The 18979-nt window shown below is 44.7% G+C and carries 17 protein-coding genes; 14 read left to right on the top strand and 3 right to left on the bottom strand.

Features of this window, described 5'->3' with window-relative positions; genetic code table 11:
- Positions 1 to 37: 37 nt before the first annotated feature.
- The gene (locus L3V27_RS16640; protein WP_065645047.1) at positions 38 to 1354 is read left to right on the top strand and encodes an MFS transporter; all 1317 of its coding nucleotides are present in this window, start codon (positions 38 to 40) and stop codon (positions 1352 to 1354) included.
- 59 nt (positions 1355 to 1413) lie between these two features.
- Here L3V27_RS16640 and L3V27_RS16645 read toward each other — a convergent pair whose 3' ends face one another.
- A complete protein-coding gene (locus L3V27_RS16645) occupies positions 1414 to 3426 on the bottom strand; it encodes an NADPH-dependent 2,4-dienoyl-CoA reductase (RefSeq protein WP_171058478.1) in 2013 nt (670 codons plus the stop codon).
- Positions 3427 to 3650: 224 nt separating this feature from the next.
- Between L3V27_RS16645 and sppA the strand changes: the two genes are divergently transcribed.
- Positions 3651 to 5501: a signal peptide peptidase SppA gene (gene sppA, locus L3V27_RS16650; RefSeq protein ID WP_012841560.1), complete on the top strand. Its 1851-nt coding sequence runs from the start codon at positions 3651 to 3653 to the stop codon at positions 5499 to 5501.
- A 164-nt stretch (positions 5502 to 5665) separates the two neighbouring features.
- Positions 5666 to 6679 (top strand): asparaginase, encoded by a 1014-nt coding sequence (gene ansA / locus L3V27_RS16655; protein ID WP_046874512.1) that lies wholly within the window; start codon positions 5666 to 5668, stop codon positions 6677 to 6679.
- 99 nt (positions 6680 to 6778) lie between these two features.
- Here ansA and L3V27_RS16660 read toward each other — a convergent pair whose 3' ends face one another.
- On the bottom strand, positions 6779 to 7063 hold the full coding sequence (locus L3V27_RS16660) for a DUF1315 family protein (RefSeq protein ID WP_005380700.1): 285 nt from the start codon (positions 7061 to 7063) through the stop codon (positions 6779 to 6781).
- 101 nt (positions 7064 to 7164) lie between these two features.
- On the opposite strand from L3V27_RS16660, the gene L3V27_RS16665 reads away from it, so the two are divergent.
- On the top strand, positions 7165 to 7986 hold the full coding sequence (locus L3V27_RS16665) for a DUF2989 domain-containing protein (protein WP_237312357.1): 822 nt from the start codon (positions 7165 to 7167) through the stop codon (positions 7984 to 7986).
- Positions 7987 to 8101: 115 nt separating this feature from the next.
- Here L3V27_RS16665 and msrB read toward each other — a convergent pair whose 3' ends face one another.
- Positions 8102 to 8512 carry a peptide-methionine (R)-S-oxide reductase MsrB gene (msrB, locus tag L3V27_RS16670; RefSeq protein ID WP_005396508.1) on the bottom strand — a complete coding sequence of 137 codons (411 nt, stop codon included), beginning with the start codon at positions 8510 to 8512 and terminating at the stop codon, positions 8102 to 8104.
- 337 nt (positions 8513 to 8849) lie between these two features.
- On the opposite strand from msrB, the gene gap reads away from it, so the two are divergent.
- From gap to L3V27_RS16720, 10 genes are all read left to right on the top strand, one after another.
- Positions 8850 to 9845, top strand: coding sequence for a type I glyceraldehyde-3-phosphate dehydrogenase (gene gap / locus L3V27_RS16675; protein ID WP_012841556.1), 996 nt, complete (start codon positions 8850 to 8852; stop codon positions 9843 to 9845).
- A 158-nt stretch (positions 9846 to 10003) separates the two neighbouring features.
- Positions 10004 to 10888 carry a D-hexose-6-phosphate mutarotase gene (locus tag L3V27_RS16680; RefSeq protein WP_012841555.1) on the top strand — a complete coding sequence of 295 codons (885 nt, stop codon included), beginning with the start codon at positions 10004 to 10006 and terminating at the stop codon, positions 10886 to 10888.
- Between the two features lie 199 nt (positions 10889 to 11087).
- On the top strand, positions 11088 to 13124 hold the full coding sequence (locus tag L3V27_RS16685) for a methyl-accepting chemotaxis protein (protein ID WP_237312359.1): 2037 nt from the start codon (positions 11088 to 11090) through the stop codon (positions 13122 to 13124).
- Positions 13125 to 13220: 96 nt separating this feature from the next.
- Entirely contained in the window at positions 13221 to 14066 is an 846-nt protein-coding gene (gene rlmA / locus L3V27_RS16690) for a 23S rRNA (guanine(745)-N(1))-methyltransferase (protein ID WP_237312361.1), read from the top strand.
- A 78-nt stretch (positions 14067 to 14144) separates the two neighbouring features.
- Positions 14145 to 15092 (top strand): ChaN family lipoprotein, encoded by a 948-nt coding sequence (locus L3V27_RS16695; protein WP_237312363.1) that lies wholly within the window; start codon positions 14145 to 14147, stop codon positions 15090 to 15092.
- A gap of 251 nt (positions 15093 to 15343) precedes the next feature.
- The gene (locus L3V27_RS16700) at positions 15344 to 15703 is read left to right on the top strand and encodes a hypothetical protein (RefSeq protein WP_047010122.1); all 360 of its coding nucleotides are present in this window, start codon (positions 15344 to 15346) and stop codon (positions 15701 to 15703) included.
- A gap of 397 nt (positions 15704 to 16100) precedes the next feature.
- On the top strand, positions 16101 to 17678 hold the full coding sequence (locus L3V27_RS16705; protein WP_134647269.1) for an alkaline phosphatase: 1578 nt from the start codon (positions 16101 to 16103) through the stop codon (positions 17676 to 17678).
- Positions 17679 to 17814: 136 nt separating this feature from the next.
- Positions 17815 to 18114, top strand: a complete 300-nt coding sequence (locus L3V27_RS16710; RefSeq protein WP_031780613.1) for a ribbon-helix-helix domain-containing protein — start codon at positions 17815 to 17817, stop codon at positions 18112 to 18114.
- Positions 18115 to 18265: 151 nt separating this feature from the next.
- The gene (locus L3V27_RS16715) at positions 18266 to 18661 is read left to right on the top strand and encodes a VOC family protein (RefSeq protein WP_005397245.1); all 396 of its coding nucleotides are present in this window, start codon (positions 18266 to 18268) and stop codon (positions 18659 to 18661) included.
- A gap of 17 nt (positions 18662 to 18678) precedes the next feature.
- Complete coding sequence (locus tag L3V27_RS16720) at positions 18679 to 18963, top strand: putative quinol monooxygenase (protein ID WP_053808794.1); 285 nt, start codon at positions 18679 to 18681, stop codon at positions 18961 to 18963.
- The last annotated feature ends 16 nt before the right edge of the window (positions 18964 to 18979 follow it).

Here is an 18979-nt window from a genome sequence, read left to right on the forward strand (position 1 = left end):
TATTCGCGAAATGAATAAGTTGAACATAGGCAGGTTGATGAACAAGGATAAACAAAACAGCATTTACGAAAAGATCGTTAATGACGAAGATGCCCGTGCCTGTAAGGCGATTCCTGAATCAGCTTGTCATCAAGTTCCCGGCAACTTTCTTAAAATCATTCTTGCTCAGTTTTTAACGAAGGTCGGCGATGCGTTAATCAACCCTAAAGTCACGTTGCCGTGGATACTACAAAGTCTTGGGGCACCGGTTTACTTAATTGGTTGGCTGGTTCCTATTCGTGAGTCAGGATCCCTTATCCCACAACTTAGCATCGCGCACTACATCCGACGCATTCCAGTAAGAAAATGGGTCTGGGTAATTGGCAGCATCTTGCAGGCTCTTTCCATATTTGCAATCGGATTGGTCGCATTAACTCTAACAGGAGCAGCTGCGGGTTATGGTGTGATTGCATGTCTTATGATCTTCAGCCTCTCACGCGGTTTAAATTCCGTCGCATCAAAAGATGTATTGGGCAAAACCATCCCTAAAAACCAACGAGGTCAAGTTAACGGCTGGTCTTCAAGCGCTGCTGGCCTGGTTACGCTGCTTTTCGCGAGCCTTCTGGCACTAGCCTGGTTATGGGACGTAGAGCCGACAGAGCGCTTTTACGGTCTGAGTTTAGGCTTAGCGGGCGTCATATGGCTCATCGCGGCATTAGTCTATGCGCGAATTAATGAGTATGCCGGTGAGGTAGACGGTGGTCGAAATGGCGTCCTCGAAGCATTTAAACAACTCGCGTTACTTAAGACAGACGTGACCTTTCGTCGATTCGTTATCACGCGGACACTATTTTTATGTTCTGCGCTGAGTGCACCGTACTACGTTGTGCTGGCACAGCAATCTCTGGGTGGACAGCTCTGGGTGCTAGCTCTCTTTATGTTTGCGAGTGGCTTAGCCTCCTTTGTGTCAGGTCCTTTCTGGGGAAGAATGTCCGATCGATCTAGCCGCAGTGTTATGGTCATCGGCGCAACGATGAGCGCGCTACTTGGCGTTGTTTTATTTGTTTACGATACGTGGGTCACTGCTAGCCAAAGCTTCCTATTCGTGATTCCTCTGCTCTACTTTTGTGTGTGCATTGCCCACGACGGAATACGAGTCGGACGAAAAACCTACTTAGTTGATATCGCAGAAGGTGACAAACGGACAAGCTATGTAGCCGTGAGTAACACGGTGGTTGGGATAATGCTGCTTCTAATGAGTTCTCTTGGTGTTATGTCGAACTTTTTGAGCCTTTCAGCTGTGGTGTTAGTGTTCTCTTTTATTACTCTTGCTGGCGTGGTAATGGCCAAACAACTGCCAGATATCAGTGACTAGTTCTATACAAAAAAGCTGCGCTCAAAGCGCAGCTTTCATGGCAAACACACATTAAAAAGCTAGAGTTTTACCGCCAATTTAACACCTTGACGAATCGCACGCACAGCATCAAGTTCACCCGCATGATCAGCTCCGCCAATGATATGAATCTTCTCTCCGAGTTCAGACCATTTATCTTCAAATGGACGAACAGACTCTTGCCCCGCACAAATGACGACTTTGTCCGCGTTCAATAATTGTTCTTTTCCATCTACATGAATGTGCAAACCTTGAGCATCAATTTTATCGTAAGACACGCCACCGACTAAATGTACGCCCCGTTTTTCAAGTGTACGTTTATGGATCCAACCTGTCGTTTTACCCGGACCTTTACCTACACGACCTTTACGACGCTGAAGCACCCAGACTTCTTTATCGCTGACCGCATCAGGGTAAGGGTATAAACCACCCGGTTGAGACATCTCTTTGTCTATTCCCCATTCATGCAACCAGTCATCCAACGTTTGTCCAACCGGCTCAGTGAGCATGGTCGCGACATCTACGCCAATACCACCTGCACCAACGATAGCCACTTTCTCACCGACTGGCGTTTTGTCTCGAATGAGTGTTTGATAGTCGACGACTTTTTCTGGGTTCTCAATTCCATCAATATTGACTTTACGTGGCTCGACACCCGATGCCATCACTATCTCATCGTATTCTGTGAGTAAGTCATAGTTCGCTTCCGTCGATAAGTGCAGATTCACGCCTGTTTCATCAATACGGTTAGCGAAATATCGTATCGTCTCTCGAAACTCCTCCTTACCAGGGATCTGCATCGCAAGACGGAACTGACCGCCGATGCGGTCGTTCTTTTCGAACAAATCAACCTTATGGCCACGTTCAGCCAGTGTAGTCGCACAAGCCAAGCCCGCCGGACCTGCTCCGACAACGGCAATGTTTTTCTTCTTAAAGGCTGGTTCAACAACAATTTCGGTTTCATAGCACGCAAGTGGATTCACTAAGCAACTGGCGCGCTTACCTTTAAACACGTTATCTAGACACGCCTGATTACAACCAATACACGTATTGATAAGCTGCGCTTTTTCCTGTTCGGCTTTAGCAACAAAGTAAGGATCAGCCAAGAATGGGCGCGCCATCGAAACCATATCGGCATGCCCAGAAGATAGAATACGTTCTGCTTCGTCTGGCGTATTTATTCGGTTACAAGTGATGATAGGAACCGAAACGTGAGGTTTAACTTTTTCCGTAACCCACGTAAACGCACCGCGTGGTACTTGAGTCGCAATGGTCGGAATTCGAGCCTCGTGCCAACCAATGCCAGTGTTAATAATCGTGACGCCAGCCTCTTCAAGCGCTTTCGCCAATTCGATAACGTCTTCAAATGTGCTGCCCTGCTCGACAAGATCCAGCATAGAGAGACGGAAAATGATGATGAACTTGTCGCCCACCGCCTTACGAACCGCTTTGACAATTTCTAGCGGAAAACGCATACGTTTTTTGTAACTGCCACCCCATTCGTCGTAACGCATGTTCGTGCGCTTACATAAGAATTGGTTTATCAGGTAACCTTCCGAGCCCATTAACTCGACGCCATCATAACCAGCAAGCTGGGCTAACTCAGCGCTGTTCGCAAAGGCATCAATGGTTTTCTTAATCTGGCGGTCGCTCATTTCACTCGGAGCAAACTTTGCAATTGGCGCTTTAATGCCAGACGCACTTTGCGAGAATGGATGCATGGCATAACGCCCAGCATGGAGAATTTGTAGGGCAATTTTGCCACCGTGCTTGTGCACCGCTTCTGTCACAACTTTGTGGGCCTTGGCATGCTTTGGCTTGCTGAACTCAGCACTCAATGGGTGCAAACGACCGCGTAAGTTAGGAGAAAAACCTCCGGTTACAATCAGTCCAACACCGCCTTTCACGCGTTCTTCATAGAAAGCGGCGAGCTTCTGTAATCCTTCTTTGTGCTCTTCTAAGCCCGTGTGCATTGATCCCATCAGGACTCGGTTTCGTAATTGTGTAAAACCGAGATCCAGTGGCTTTAATAGGTTTGGGTACATGGCAGACATCACTTAACATCCATTGTTATTATCATGGTCTGACCAGATTAAGCCCGCTCAACCAAAAAATCAAACAAGCGTTTACATTTTTGTAACACCGATCAATCTCGCGTTAAAATATGCCAATTGTTGAGTGGTCGTGATAAGCTAAAAAAATGTTATCTTTTGAGATCTTAGAGATAAGAACCCATACTTTGTTAGACTCGGCGTAACTATCTCGTTATGGAGACAAGATGAAAAAACTCTTCAAATTTATTGGTTTGATATTTAAAGGGATATGGAAGAGCATCACCTTTATCAGACTCGCACTGGCAAACCTGATCTTCTTGCTGATGATTGCCGTTTTCTACTTTGCTTTTACTTATACCGGAGACGGTCAACCCGTCGTCGAAAAAGAGTCGGCATTGGTGATGAATCTTTCAGGTCCGATTGTCGAACAAAGACGTTATGTAAACCCAATGGACTCTTTTGCTGGTTCCCTTTTGGGTAATGAGTTACCGAAAGAAAACGTCCTTTTCGATATCGTTGATACTATTCGCTATGCGAAAGACGATCCTAAAGTGTCTGGATTAGTGCTAGCACTGCGAGACATGCCAGAAACAAATCTCACGAAATTACGTTACATCGCGAAAGCGTTGAACGAATTTAAAGCGTCAGGTAAACCCGTTTACGCCGTAGGTGATTTCTACAACCAAAGCCAATATTACTTGGCAAGTTACGCTGATAAAGTTTACCTGGCACCTGATGGTGGTGTATTGATTAAAGGTTACAGTGCCTATTCAATGTACTACAAAACGTTACTTGAAAAGCTTGACGTTTCTACTCATGTTTTTCGCGTAGGTACTTATAAATCCGCTATCGAACCGTTTATTCGTGATGACATGTCCGATGCGGCGAAAGAGTCTGCAACACGCTGGGTTACTCAATTGTGGAGTGCTTTTGTTGATGACGTAACGACAAACCGAAATATTGATGCGAAAGTGCTTAACCCAACCATGGATGAGCTGATTGACGAAATGAAGTCAGTGGACGGTGATCTTGCTCAGCTAGCGGTTAAACTGGGCTTGGTTGATGAACTCGCGACACGCCAAGACATTCGCACTCTATTTGCAAAGCAGTTTGGTAGTGACGGCAAAGACAGCTACAACGCGATTGGTTACTACGACTACCTCGCCACGATTCGCCCTGATTACACACTACCTCAGCACGATATCGCCGTTGTTCTAGCAAGTGGCGCGATTATGGATGGTCAACAACCTCGTGGTACTGTCGGTGGTGATACCGTCGCAAGCTTGTTGCGTCAAGCACGCAATGATGAAAAGGTGAAAGCGGTCGTGTTGCGAGTAGATAGCCCTGGGGGTAGTGCCTTTGCCTCTGAGGTGATTCGCAACGAAGTAGAAGCACTAAAACAAGCAGGCAAGCCAGTTGTTGTATCCATGTCGAGTTTGGCTGCCTCTGGTGGTTATTGGATTTCAATGAGCGCAGACAAGATCGTTGCTCAGCCAACAACCCTGACGGGTTCCATTGGTATCTTTAGCGTCATCACCACGTTTGAAAAAGGCTTTAGTAAGTTAGGCATTAATACTGATGGCGTTGGCACATCGCCGTTCTCTGGTGACGGTATTACCACTGGCCTTTCTGACGGCGCATCTCAAGTGTTCCAATTAGGTATCGAGCACGGTTACAAGCGCTTTATTTCTCTAGTTGGCGAGAATCGCGATATGTCTCTAGAGGAAGTCGACAACGTCGCTCAAGGTCGAGTTTGGACAGGACAAGACGCACTATCCTTTGGTCTTGTTGACCAAATGGGTGACTTTGACGATGCTGTGGAGCTAGCGGCGAAACTGGCGAACGTGACCGATTACGGCATTTACTGGGTAGAAGAACCGCTTTCTCCTACTGAACTATTTTTACAAGAGTTCATGAAACAGGTGAAAGTCTCTCTAGGTATTGATGCAACCAGCTTGCTACCAAAAAGTCTTCAACCCGTAGCTCAACAGTTCGAACAAGACGCAAGCTTGCTACAAAGCTTTAACGATCCTAAAGGTCAATACGCATTTTGTTTGAACTGCCAAGTGCAGTAGCTTTTTCATTAATATCACAAAGGGTATCTCTACTTGAGGTGCCCTTTTTATTACGCTCAACATCTCCTCAGATGACTTTCTGATGCTGTGCGCATAGCCTCGCATCTCAAGGTTATTTAGGTATATAATCCCCGCCTCTGTTCCCCTACATGAAAGAAAAAACGATGACTAGAAAACACATCTACATCGCTTACACCGGTGGCACCATCGGAATGCAAAAATCGGATCACGGCTATGTGCCTGTTGCTGGCTTTATGGAAAAGCAACTAGCAAGCATGCCAGAGTTTCACCGTCCTGAAATGCCGGATTACACTATCCACGAATACGATCCTCTGATTGACTCATCAGATATGACGCCTGCCGACTGGCAGCAGATTGCGGATGATATTCGTGACAACTATGACAAATACGATGGTTTCGTCATCCTACATGGTACTGACACCATGGCATACACAGCATCTGCATTGTCTTTCATGCTTGAAAACCTTGGCAAGCCAGTGATTGTTACGGGTTCACAGATCCCTCTTGCAGAGCTGCGTTCTGACGGTCAAGCAAACCTATTGAATGCTCTGCATATTGCCGCAAACTACCCGATCAACGAAGTTACTTTGTTCTTCAATAATCAGTTGATGCGTGGTAACCGCAGCACAAAATCTCATGCGGACGGTTTTAATGCCTTTACTTCACCAAACCTTCCTCCACTACTGGAAGCCGGGATCAATATTCAAGTAAGCAACAGCGTAACCGTTGGTGCACAACCAGAAGGTGAATTTAAGGTTCACAACATCACACCACAACCAATCGGTGTGATCACCATGTATCCAGGCATTTCACACGAAGTTATCCGAAACACGCTTCGTCAGCCCGTGAATGCGATGATTCTTCTGACTTTTGGTGTGGGCAACGCGCCTCAAAACCCTGAGCTGCTGGGCCACCTAAAAGAAGCCTCTGAGCGCGGCGTTATTGTCGTGAACCTAACTCAATGTTTGGCAGGTAAGGTGAATATGGGCGGCTACGCCACGGGTTGTGCACTGGCAGACTCTGGAGTTATCAGCGGCTTTGACATGACGCCAGAAGCGGCACTAGCAAAACTGCATTACCTTCTAAGCCAAAACCTTTCTTACGAAGAAGTGAAAGAGAGAATGCAGCAAGTACTGCGGGGTGAGATGAGCCTGTAAATTCAAGCTTACTACGATCTAAAAAGCCCAATAGAGATTGGGCTTTTTTCTTTTAAAGTCAAAGTAGTAAACGACACTCTGTAAAATCAAAGGTTACACTTAATCAATGTTCGGATTGACACGAACAATGTCGCTCTCTTCTCCGCTAAATTGTTTTTTAAGTTCTTGCTTCGATTTAAAGCTGATTTCACCACCTGCCGCAACCGTCATATGCTGCGCATCAGTATTATGTTTTGATTGATACAACATCACAGCTTGCATACACGAATCTCGCTGCTCTTTAGAAAGTGTTGTACCCTCAGGCCATCTTCCTGTTTCTACTGCATAGACTAAGCGATCATAAACTTCTGGAGTCATCGCTTGTAATAGTTGTTCTGCGTCCATAATGTACCTTCTTATTACATTCTATTTACAGAACATAACGGGTTAAGAAACTGAGTCAAGAATACGAAAATGAATTGGTGTAACGGATCACAAGCAAAACCATGAAAAGAACACACTGGTTACTTCTCAGCCTCACAAGTCTCGCACTAACCGGCTGTTTCGAAGGTAACGTGACAACCGAAGAGTTGTGCCAAAAAACACCAGAGCTGCGCTGCAAACAGCTCAATATGGATGACGGGCAATGTCGAGTTCCCAGAACAAACTTAGTATGGCATCGGTTTGAGCAACTGAAACATCCATCAGAAGCCAGTCAAATTATCGAATACGGTCTGGTCGCTGAATATAGGAAATGCTTAGAACTCGCCTCTCAGATCACACCTATTGATCAAAGTGCTCTCAAGAGACAGCGTTTTAACGCTTTGGTACACAGTATTGATGAGCTAGAACGCATCGTAAACGAGTTAAAAGGCTCAGAAGACCCCGCTACTTTGTATTTTTTGTGGTCTCAAACGGGTGACATCCAAGCTCGTCGCGCATTTTTACAAATGGAAGGCTCACCCAAGTTAAATACTGCTGAGATGCAATATGCATTAGCTACTTTCTATACTAATCGAGATGCCAAGAAAACGTTAATACTGCTGAATAAAGCGTTGTCTTTATCCGATGAAGACAACCTTAATCCGATCATTCTCAAATCAATGGCAAGCATTCATCAAGGGCTTGGGGAAAAAGAGCGCGCATATCTGTGGGCAATGGTTGCAAAAAGATTCGACGTCCCGCTTGCTGATGAAAAGCAGCTCAAGCGTATGTTTAATTTTAGTCATGCAGAGCAATATCAGCTGCTAGATGAATTAGCTGAATCGGTGGCAAAAGCCATAGAGAGAGGGAACTACTCTCCAACAATGATACCCAAAGAGATATAAACGAAAGAACTCCCGCAATTGGCGGGAGTTTTTCTTTGGGTCAAACTACACTCTGTTTTCTACTTACAACAAATCGTATTGAAAGGATAAAACACTATCGAGCACAATTTTGTCGTTATTGTTCTGATTTGTTGAAAATTAACGACACCGAATTAACACAAAAACGCTCACCCGTGGTCTGTGGGCCATCTTCAAAAACGTGCCCTAGATGGCTATCACATGTGGCACAACGAATCTCTGTACGTACCATTCCGTGACTCAGATCTTCTAAATAGCGCACCGCTTGATCATTGATGGGCGCATCAAAACTTGGCCAACCACAGCCAGAGTCATACTTGTTATCAGAGACAAAGAGAGGGGCATTGCAACAGGTACAAGCATAAACACCCGTCTCTTTATTATGCAGTAGTTTACCGCTGAAAGGCGGTTCTGTACCTTGCTCTCGGCAGACACGAAACTCTTCTTCAGAAAGTTGCTCACGCCACTGCTCATCTGACTTCGCCACTTTTTTCCCGTTTTGTTCCACGACTTTCTGCTCCTTCTTTACTGTTTTTGGTATTGACTTTTTTAGCAAAAAACTTGCTTCTCTTAACAGTTGTAGCACATACTTTCTCACCAGGACACCATGCGTAATTAATTTGATAAGAGCACTTATCTCACCAGTTATATTACGCCAACTGGACTACAGAAGAATCAGTTAAAAGTTTAAAAAACGAACATTTGCGAAGAATTGTTAAAAAAAGCGTCGCTTTTTTTTGACTTTAAACAAGTTAAGTCCGATTATCACTTGCAGATGTTTACTGGATTCTGTAATTTTACTACCAGTTATCTTTAATCAGAAATTAAGTTGTGGAGCAACTATAATGACTATCAAAGTAGGTATTAACGGTTTTGGCCGTATCGGTCGTTTCGTATTCCGTGCAGCGCAAGAGCGTGCTGACATCGAAGTTGTAGGTATCAACGACCTTATCGACGTAGATTACATGGCATACATGCTTAAATACGACTCAACTCACGGCCGTTTCAACGGTACTGTTGAAGTTGAAGGCGGTAACCTAATCGTTAACGGTAAAACTGTACGTGTTACTGCAGAGCGCAACCCAGCGGACCTTAAGTGGGACGAAATCGGTGTTGACGTTGTTGCAGAAGCAACAGGTCTTTTCCTAACTGACGAGACTGCACGTAAGCACATCGAAGCTGGCGCGAAGAAAGTTGTTCTAACTGGTCCTTCAAAAGACGCTACTCCAATGTTCGTAATGGGCGTTAACCACGCTACTTACGCTGGTCAAGACATCGTTTCTAACGCTTCTTGTACTACTAACTGTCTAGCGCCTATCGCTAAAGTTCTTAACGACAAGTTCGGTATCGAATCTGGTCTTATGACTACAGTTCACGCTACTACAGCAACTCAAAAAACTGTAGACGGTCCTTCTGCTAAAGACTGGCGCGGTGGTCGTGGTGCTTCTCAAAACATCATCCCATCTTCAACTGGTGCTGCTAAAGCTGTAGGCGTTGTTCTTCCAGAACTAAACGGCAAACTAACTGGTATGGCTTTCCGCGTACCAACAGCTAACGTTTCTGTAGTTGACCTAACAGTTAACCTAAAAGAAGGCGCATCTTACGAAGCTATCTGTGCAGCAATGAAAGAAGCTTCTGAAGGCGAGCTAAAAGGTGTTCTAGGTTACACTGAAGATGCAGTAGTATCTCAAGACTTCATCGGTGAAGTTCAAACTTCTGTATTCGATGCTAAAGCTGGTATCGCTCTAACTGATAACTTCGTTAAAGTTGTATCTTGGTACGACAACGAAATCGGTTACTCAAACAAAGTTCTAGACCTAATCGCTCACATCTCTAAGTAATTAGATAGTTAGCAATTAGCGAATAACTTCGTTAAAGAAAAGGCGGCTCTAGAGTCGCCTTTTTTGTATCTGGAATTTGAGAGAATACCTCGGCGCTGTTGCATTGTATTTGCGACGGATGTCGAAACCCTACTTTCCCCAATGATAGGAAACAGCACATGGATTTAAAAACTCTCCCAGCTCTAACCGTGTTATCTGATAACGTTACTGTCGTTGAAATTGATCAGGTCAAAGTAGTACGTGTTATTCATGAGAAAGCGACAGCAGGCATCTCCTTACATGGTGGTCACGTTGTTTCGTTCACTCCTGCTGGTCATGAAGATTTGATTTGGATGAGCGAGAAGGCAATTTTCGACGGGAAAAAAGCTCTGCGAGGCGGCATTCCCGTTTGCTGGCCATGGTTTGGCCGTATTGCAGCACCGGCTCATGGTTTCGCACGTACTGCTGAATGGGAGCTGGTTGAACATCGCGAGAACGATAACGGCGTGATTGTTGAACTTGCTCTGTTCCCGACAGAAGAAATCCACGATATTTGGCCACATATGTTTGACGCTCGTTTGGTGGTTGAAGTTGGCGATGAGCTAAAAGTGACACTCAAAGTCATGAACATCGATGACGAAGCTTGGACCTTCTCTGGCGCGTTACATACTTACCTAAACGTTGGAGACATTAAGCAAGCACAAACGACAGGCATGGGTGCCGAGTACATTGATAGCTTGAAAGCTGATGCGGTATGCCAAGGTGGTGATGTTCTGCAACTCACTGACACCATTGATCGCGTTTACACGCAACCAGAAGCGAAAATTTTGGTAAAAGATCCGGAACTGAATCGTACATTAAGCGTGGAAAACCATGGTCATAACTCCGCGGTACTTTGGAACCCTTGGGCAGAAGGTGCACAAGGTATGGCAGATATGGCTGACGATGGTTACCAAACCATGCTGTGTGTTGAGTCTACTGTTCACGCTCCAAGTATCGAGCAAGGTAAAACGCTCCAGCCAGGTGAGACTCATGAACTTGTCACTGTAATTTCAGTGCAGTAGTTGTAACCAGCTCAAAGGTCGGGGATACCCGGCCTTTTTTGTAATAAAAGCCCCACTTAGATGGTCCTCTCTCAACTAACTTATTGGTTATCAGTCACTTTTGACTATTTCATTAATAAATATCAAAAAATTCGATCATATAAACCGATAGCATGCCGATACAAAACTCATAAATAATAAAAATATCAGGAACTGATCTATGTTAGAGAGATACCGAAATCAAAGTGTCGGATTCCAGTTAAAGCTGGTTATCACTTTGTGTCTATTCATTGCTTTCAGCAGTATTGCTGCGCTTGTTTACCGTAACGCTTCCGATGTTCTATTGAAAAGCACCCTTAAAGAGCACCAATCTAAAGTAGAGTCGATGGCTAAAACCATTGCTGGCCAATTCGATGCTTATCTGCATACCGCTAAAGTGCTCGAGTCCACTTTTCGTAATGGCTACCTTGCCGGTGTTTATGTCGAAAACTATACCGTTGATTTCATGGGTCACGAAATACCAAACATCACTCAATACAGTGAAAGCTTAATTAACGACACAAAGCTGGTCGATAGCTTCACACGTGATACCGGTGCTATCGCGACTTTATTCGCGCCTTTGGGAGATGACTTTATCCGTGTATCTACCTCACTAAAAGATCCTCAAGGTCAACGAGCAGTGGGAACCACACTAGGTCTCGACCACCCAGGTTATCAGCAACTAAAAGCTGGTCAGCCATATTACGCTCAAATAAAGTTGTACGGCGAACGCTACATTACCTATTACTCTCCAATTAAAGATGCAACAGGAAAAGTTGCAGGGTTATCGTTTATTGGTTTACCCGTAGATCAAGCAACACAAACGCTATTCGATGCGCTAGAAGAGATTAAATGGGGCGATACTGGCTATACCATCATTGTCGACAACGACGACAACAATCTTGGTAAGTACCTACTCCATCCGACCAAAAGTGCAACCGACCCTTCAATCACAGAAGTTCGTGACTACGAGGGTAATAAGCCTTTCCATAAAATTTTTGAACAAAAGAGCGGATTAATTCTCTACCCTTACCAATTCGGCTCAACAGTCGGCGAAAAGTACTTAGTGTTTACCGAAGTACCAGGCTGGAACTGGAAACTACTGGGTGGTACGTTCATCAAAGAAGTGACCAAAGGCAGTGATACACTACTCAAACTTATCGCCATCATTTCTTCGGTAGCAGCAATCATTACTTTTGTTGTACTGACACTTTTCTTGAATCGCAGCTTAAAACCTCTGACCGTTCTAAACTCCTATATGACTCGCTTGGCGGGCGGCGAGGTCAGCTTGAACGTCCCATCGTCTCGTAAGGCATCAAAAAATGAAATTACGAACCTGAATACGGGTGTCGCCAGTATGGCAAGTCAACTCAATGAACTTGTTGGTAAGATCCGTTCCACAAGCGACTTAGTAGAGAGCAACTCCAACAGCGTTGCCAATGATGCCCATAGCAATTTAACCCAAGCTGACCGCCAACAAGAAGAAGTAGAACAAGTGGTAACAGCAATCGAAGAGATGGCCTCTTCTGCTCAATCGGTTGCCCAACAAGTCGAAAGTATTGCGGAAAACGTACGCTCCGCAAATACCGATAGTCAATCTGGTCTCGCGATTGTAGAAGGCGTATGTATCGATGTTGCTCAACTCAACGATCAATTGGATCAATCAGCAGCGGCTATCGAGCAAGTCAATCGCGATAGTGAGAGTATTCAAACCGTCACGAAGATGATTGATGAGATTGCAGAGCAAACCAACCTACTTGCGTTGAATGCAGCCATTGAAGCCGCACGAGCAGGTGAGCAAGGTCGTGGCTTCGCAGTTGTAGCAGATGAAGTGCGTACACTTGCACACCGTACACAAAGCTCAGTTCAGGATGTAGTTGAAATTATTGAGAAGCTAAAAGGCTCTACTCATAATGCAGTTAATATGATGACCGACAGCCAACGCAGTGCCAATCAGGTCTTAGACAAAGCACAAGACGCGGGTACAGCATTAGAAGCTATCGCAGTACAAGTCCAGTCGATAGCGTCTCAAGCCGACGCCATTGCTGCGACCTCAGAAGAGCAAGCGCAAGTATCCCAAGAAATTGCTGCAAATGCCCATTCTATCAGTGAGCTAAACCGAGAAAGCCGCGACACCAGCGCGAAAACCTCGCAAAGTGCCATTGAACTGCAACAACAAGCTCGGAACTTGAAAGAGCAAGTCGACTTCTTCCACTAATACTTAATAAGAGCCGATTCCATCGGCTCTTTTTGTTTCACTTGAGACCACGCTTTTTGATAGAATTTGCCGCCCTACTTTCTGTTCGAGATCGTCATGAACTATCAATGCCCTTTATGCCACCAAGCTCTAGCGTTAAATGAAAAAACGTTTAAGTGCAAAAACAACCATCAGTTTGACTTAGCAAAAGAAGGTTACGTTAACTTGATGCCAGCGCACCACAAACGTTCTAAAGATCCTGGTGACAATAAAGAGATGATGCAAGCTCGTCGTCGATTCCTTGAAGGGAATTACTACAACCCAATGCGCCAAGAGGTTGCGCAGCTGTGCGCGAAATACACTGAGGGAACCGATCATCAGTTATTAGATATTGGTTGCGGCGAGGGTTACTACACGGATCAAGTGCAGAAAACGATACAAACGCAAACGGACGATGCGACGATATATGGATTGGACATTTCAAAAGTTGCGATTCGTTATGCGGCGAAGCGCTACACACAGTGTCACTTTAGCGTCGCTTCTAGCCATCGGCTTCCTTTCGCGAATGAATCCTTAGATGCTATTTTGCGCATTTATGCCCCTTGCAAGGCAGAAGAGCTTCAGCGCGTTGTAAAAGAGAACGGTGTGGTCATCACAGTGACACCTGCAAGCCGTCACTTATACCAACTACGTGAACGCATTTATCAAGATGTTCGTCTTCACAGTGAAGAGCCAGAACATATTGAAGGATATGAATTAGAGCATCAACAACATCTTAACTATGTTATGAATTTGAAGGACGGGGCCGCATTCGATTTATTGCAAATGACGCCATTCGCATGGAAAGCAACCGATGCACTTCGTGAAGAGTTGAAGTCCGCTACACTCTATCAATGTGAGGCTGATTTTATGCTACGCGTATATCGCAAAAGTCCACTCAGTAATAATAGTGGCAGACAATAAACGCAAATAGTTATCATTTATATTGATTCATTGTTCAGCCTCCATTAATATCATTCGGACATTTTTGGAGGCTTTTCAATGCGCTTTTCTATTTTAAGCTTGCTCTTTGCTGGCTTACTTACTGGTTGTTCTTCTGTTCCATCAACCAACTCTCACCCTACCTCTGCGGAAGTCACTACTTTTTACGACTACCAACTTTACACTCCTTCTGGCGAGCACATCGCTCTAAGCGAACTACCAAAAGAGCTGCAACAAGCAGATGTCATTCTTATTGGTGAATGGCACACACATGCCGGCGTTCATCGCTTTCAAACCGATATGCTCAAACAACTTTCATCTTATGACCGCCCACTCGCGTTATCAATGGAACAATTTACCCGCGACAAACAACCTGTTGTTGACGCTTACCTGCGTGGGGAAATCGGTGAACAGTACTTGATGAAACAAGCCAATGCTTGGCCCAATTATGAGAGCGACTATCGCCCTCTCGTTGAGTTTGCTAAGCAGAAAAATCTCCCGGTGATTGCAGCGAATGCACCAAAGGGCATTGTCCGATGTATTGGTCGTCAGGGGATAGACTACGTTAACAAGCTCGATGATGAGCAGCGAACGTTTATTGCAGAATCCATCAACACGGCCAGTAGTCCATACAAAGAGAAGTTTATGGCATCCATGCATCATGGGAAGCCAGAACAAACCGAGAAACAGTTTGCAGCTCAAGTAACTTGGGATGAAACCATGGCAGAGTCTATTGTTAACTACCTAAACGCCAAACCAGGTGCTCAGGTTGTTCATGTCGCGGGTAAGTTTCATACCGAGCAAGGGTTAGGTACGGCTACATCCATCTTAAGCCGCAATCCGAGCTTAAAAGTGGTTGTAATTAGCCCAACAGATAATGTGCTTGCCGATAATACTGACTATCAGTTAGAGGTTCTTGCACCACCAGTACGGTATGTACAAGATGCTCACCGCATGGCGGCATATCAACACCTCACTAAGCGCAATAGCGACCTTCAATGTAAGTAGTTGGTCTCCAATTTAAGTTACTACCTTGTCGTTGCGTTGCATCATCACACTGCTCCGAGTTCATAGAGTGACAACGGTCTGCTTCCTGCTGGTCTATTTTTTGCTAATGATCACGAATAGAAACCAGAAGCGGCAAAAGCAGACCTGCTTTTATCCAAATAGCTTCAGAAATAGAATTTGCCGCCGATAGTAATATAACTGCTTTTTACCCGCACTCAGTGAACGAGTGTCGATGTTCCAAGGAGTATTCGATGAATCCAGTAGGAAGCACTTCTGTTAATAGCTATGCCAAACAATCTGTCGCCTCTAAGCAAACAAGTATTGCACAAGAGGAAGGCAACGCTTCGCCGCTAAAAGTCGAACACAATAAGGTGACACTGTCCACGGAGGGCAAAGCGCTCCTCGCCGCTCTGCAGCAAATCGAACACGACAGTAAGAGAGTAGAAGCAGAAGATAAATCTGTTGGTGAAAAAGTGGAGTCCTTTACACATGGCGCACTTGGCATGGATCACCCTGACAAAATCGAGGAAGAAGAAGACGGCTCATATTCTGCGGGTCAATACCTTTCTGCGGCCCTCACTGTCGGTGGCATCATATTAGCGTTGGTCTAATAATCGTTACGACAATAAATCCTATTTGAATAAATCACTAACTGCAGCCCATAATTTGATACGTCAAAGAACGATATGTCGTAAACGTAGGTTATATACTCCTCAATTCGACCGCTCTTATGACCTTAAGACGCATACTCGTTTATTGCTCCCTAAACTAGGTTTCTTGTGAAGGCACTGAATGGATAACTTTAGTCCATGCTTTCAACTCCTAAGCGTAATCCAAGCCCACGTTTGTGGGCTTTCTTCTTTCTAAATTCACAAACGTTAGAGGTTGATTCACTTTTTCTACAAACCCAAGCAAAGACGACAATTTAGTTAAACTTTTATTACCGACACAAAATCGTCATAAATCATTGTTTTAATGCCAGCGCTTTTAATAAACAAGGAAAATATAATGAAGCGCTTAGTATCTCCAATCGTTACCGCAGTGGCAGCATCAACCCTCTCTTTTAATGCACTCTCGGCCGAAATCAAAAACGTTATTTTGATGATCGGCGATGGCATGGGGCCTCAACAAGTTGGTCTACTAGAGACCTACGCCAAACACGCACCTAACTCGATTTACCAAGGCGAAACTACCGCTTTGTATAAACTCGCTCAAGAAGGTGTGATTGGATCATCACTGACTAATCCAGAAGACGCGATTGTCGTCGACTCTGCGTGCTCCGCAACGATGCTAGCAACAGGAATACCTACCGCTTCTGAAGTCATTGGCATTGATAGCCAAGGCAACCACGTTGAAACCATTTTGGAAAAAGCCAAAAGCAAAGGTAAGGCTACGGGTCTCGTCTCTGATACACGTATGACTCATGCAACGCCAGCCGCATTTGCCGCTCATCAACCACACCGTTCTCTAGAAAACAGTATTGCGGCGGACATGCTAGAAACTGGCGTTGACGTGATGATGTCTGGCGGACTTCGTCATTGGATTCCAAAGTCGACAAACGACAAGGGAGAGACATACGAGCAACTTGAAAAGCTCACTGAAGGTAATGTCTACCTAAAGTCGAAACGTAAAGATGAGCGCAACTTGCTTACTGAGGCGCAAGACCAAGGTTACAACCTGGCTTTCAGCCGCGATATGCTCACACAAGCTAAAGGTGACAAATTACTTGGACTTTTTGCTTACTCGGGCATGAACGATGGTATTGCCTACAGTCAAAGCAAAAACGATCCAAAACGTACGCAGCCATCACTGAAAGAAATGACCACCAAAGCAATCGACATCCTTTCAAAAGACAAAGACGGCTTTTTCTTAATGGTTGAAGGCGGTCAAATTGACTGGGCTGGCCACAGTAACGATGCGGGTACGATGCTGCATGAAATGATCAAGTTCGACGAAGCGGTAGACTCGGTTTATGAGTGGGCAAAAGGCCGTGATGACACACTGATCATTGTTACCGCTGACCACGAGACCGGTTCTTTCGGCTTTAGTTACTCATCAGCAAACTTGCCTAAACCGCAAAAACGCGACGGCGAAGCATTCAAAAATCAAGATTACGCGCCAAACTTCAACTTTGGTCAGTTCGAAATCCTCGATGGTTTATACAACCAGAAGAAAAGCTACTACGGTATGATCAGCGAATTCCAAGCGCTTGATAAGAAAGCTCAAACACCAGAGAAGTTTGCAGAAATTGTGAATGCAAATAGCGCTTTTTCGATTACGCCTGAGCAAGCAGAACGCGTATTAGCAAGTAAACCAAATCCATACCGACTCGCTGGACACAAATACTTAAGCGAAGAGAACGTTCCGACAATCAATGACTTTGATGCGTTCTTTCCTTACAACGACCGTGGCAACTTGCTAGCTCGTGAGCATGCAACAAAGCAAAACACAGTATGGGGAACGGGTACTCATACGCATACCCCAGTCAACGTATTTGCTTGGGGGCCGGCAGAAACTATCCTTCCGGTATCAAAAATCATGCACCACTCTCAGTTAGGTGAGTACTTAAAGCAACAAATCAAATAATCGGCTTGCACTTACTTCACGACTCGTGATGTTCAAACGCTCTCGTAAGGGAGCGTTTTTTTATGCATGAAAATAGTTGACGTTTTAAACAATAAACCTCAATAATTATAGGTCTTTGATTATATGAATGAAGAAAATGTGCGAAATATTTGCTAAGCAGCCCCAAGACAACTATCAGTTCATCACCCGCTCTATCCGTATTGATGGTCACGCCACAAGTGTAAAACTTGAAGCGAGCTTTTGGACGATTCTTGAGGAAATTGCTAACGCTCAAAACATGACTGTTCCTAAGTTTATTAGTACGGTCTATCAAGAAGCGCTCGAATACAATGGTGAAGTAAACAACTTTGCCTCCCTACTCCGCTGCGCCTGTCTCACTTACGCTCGCCAGCCTAAAGAGACGATTCGTCAAGCACTGACACAACTAAACACTTAATAACAACCAACCACTGACCAACCTACCAATAACCCTCATAGGCTATGCAACAGAGTTGTAAGCCATTGAGCATGTTCTAATTTGTCGTACTAGAGTACTACCCAGACTCCTTTTGAACTCGCTAACCTATGCGGACTATCAAGGAGTACCCATGACAAAAATGATTCACACCATGATCCGAGTCAGCGATCTGGACCGTTCTCTACAATTTTACCGCGACGTACTTGAGCTAGAAATCAAAGACCAATACATCTTTGATGGTTTTTCTCTGACCTATCTAGCTAACGAAGAAACTGGCTTTGAATTAGAGCTAACACACAATCACGATCAAACGGAGCCTTACACTCACGGCTCAGGCTACGGTCACCTTGCTGTCAGCGTAGAGGACATCGAACAAACTCACAAACGCATTAAATCTCTCGGTATTGAAGCGGGTGACATCAAAGCTTTTGATCACCAACAAAAGCATTTGGCAACGTTCTTTTTTGTGACTGATCCTGATGGTTACAAAATTGAGTTCTTACAACGCCAAGGGCGTTACCTATAACAAAAAGAGTAAACATCATGATTCACTTAACGGCTACCTTTCACGCACAACCGGGAAAAGAACAAGAACTGAAAGCAGTGCTCACCCGAGTACTTGAACCCACTCGCAATGAGGAAGGTTGTGTTCGTTATCAGTTATTCCAAGATAAAGACAATGCGTGCCACTTCGTTTTTCAAGAGCAATTTAAAGACCAACAAGCGTTCGATCTTCATGGTAAAACAGAACACTTTTCTCTTTTGATTAGCCAAATCGACAACTTGTTAGAATGCGAACCGAAACTGGCGTTCTTTAACGAACTGTAAAAACACCGCTTAATGC

The organism is Vibrio sp. J2-3(2022) (assembly GCF_021725735.1).
In the GTDB taxonomy this organism is placed as follows: Bacteria; Pseudomonadota; Gammaproteobacteria; order Enterobacterales; family Vibrionaceae; genus Vibrio; species Vibrio diabolicus.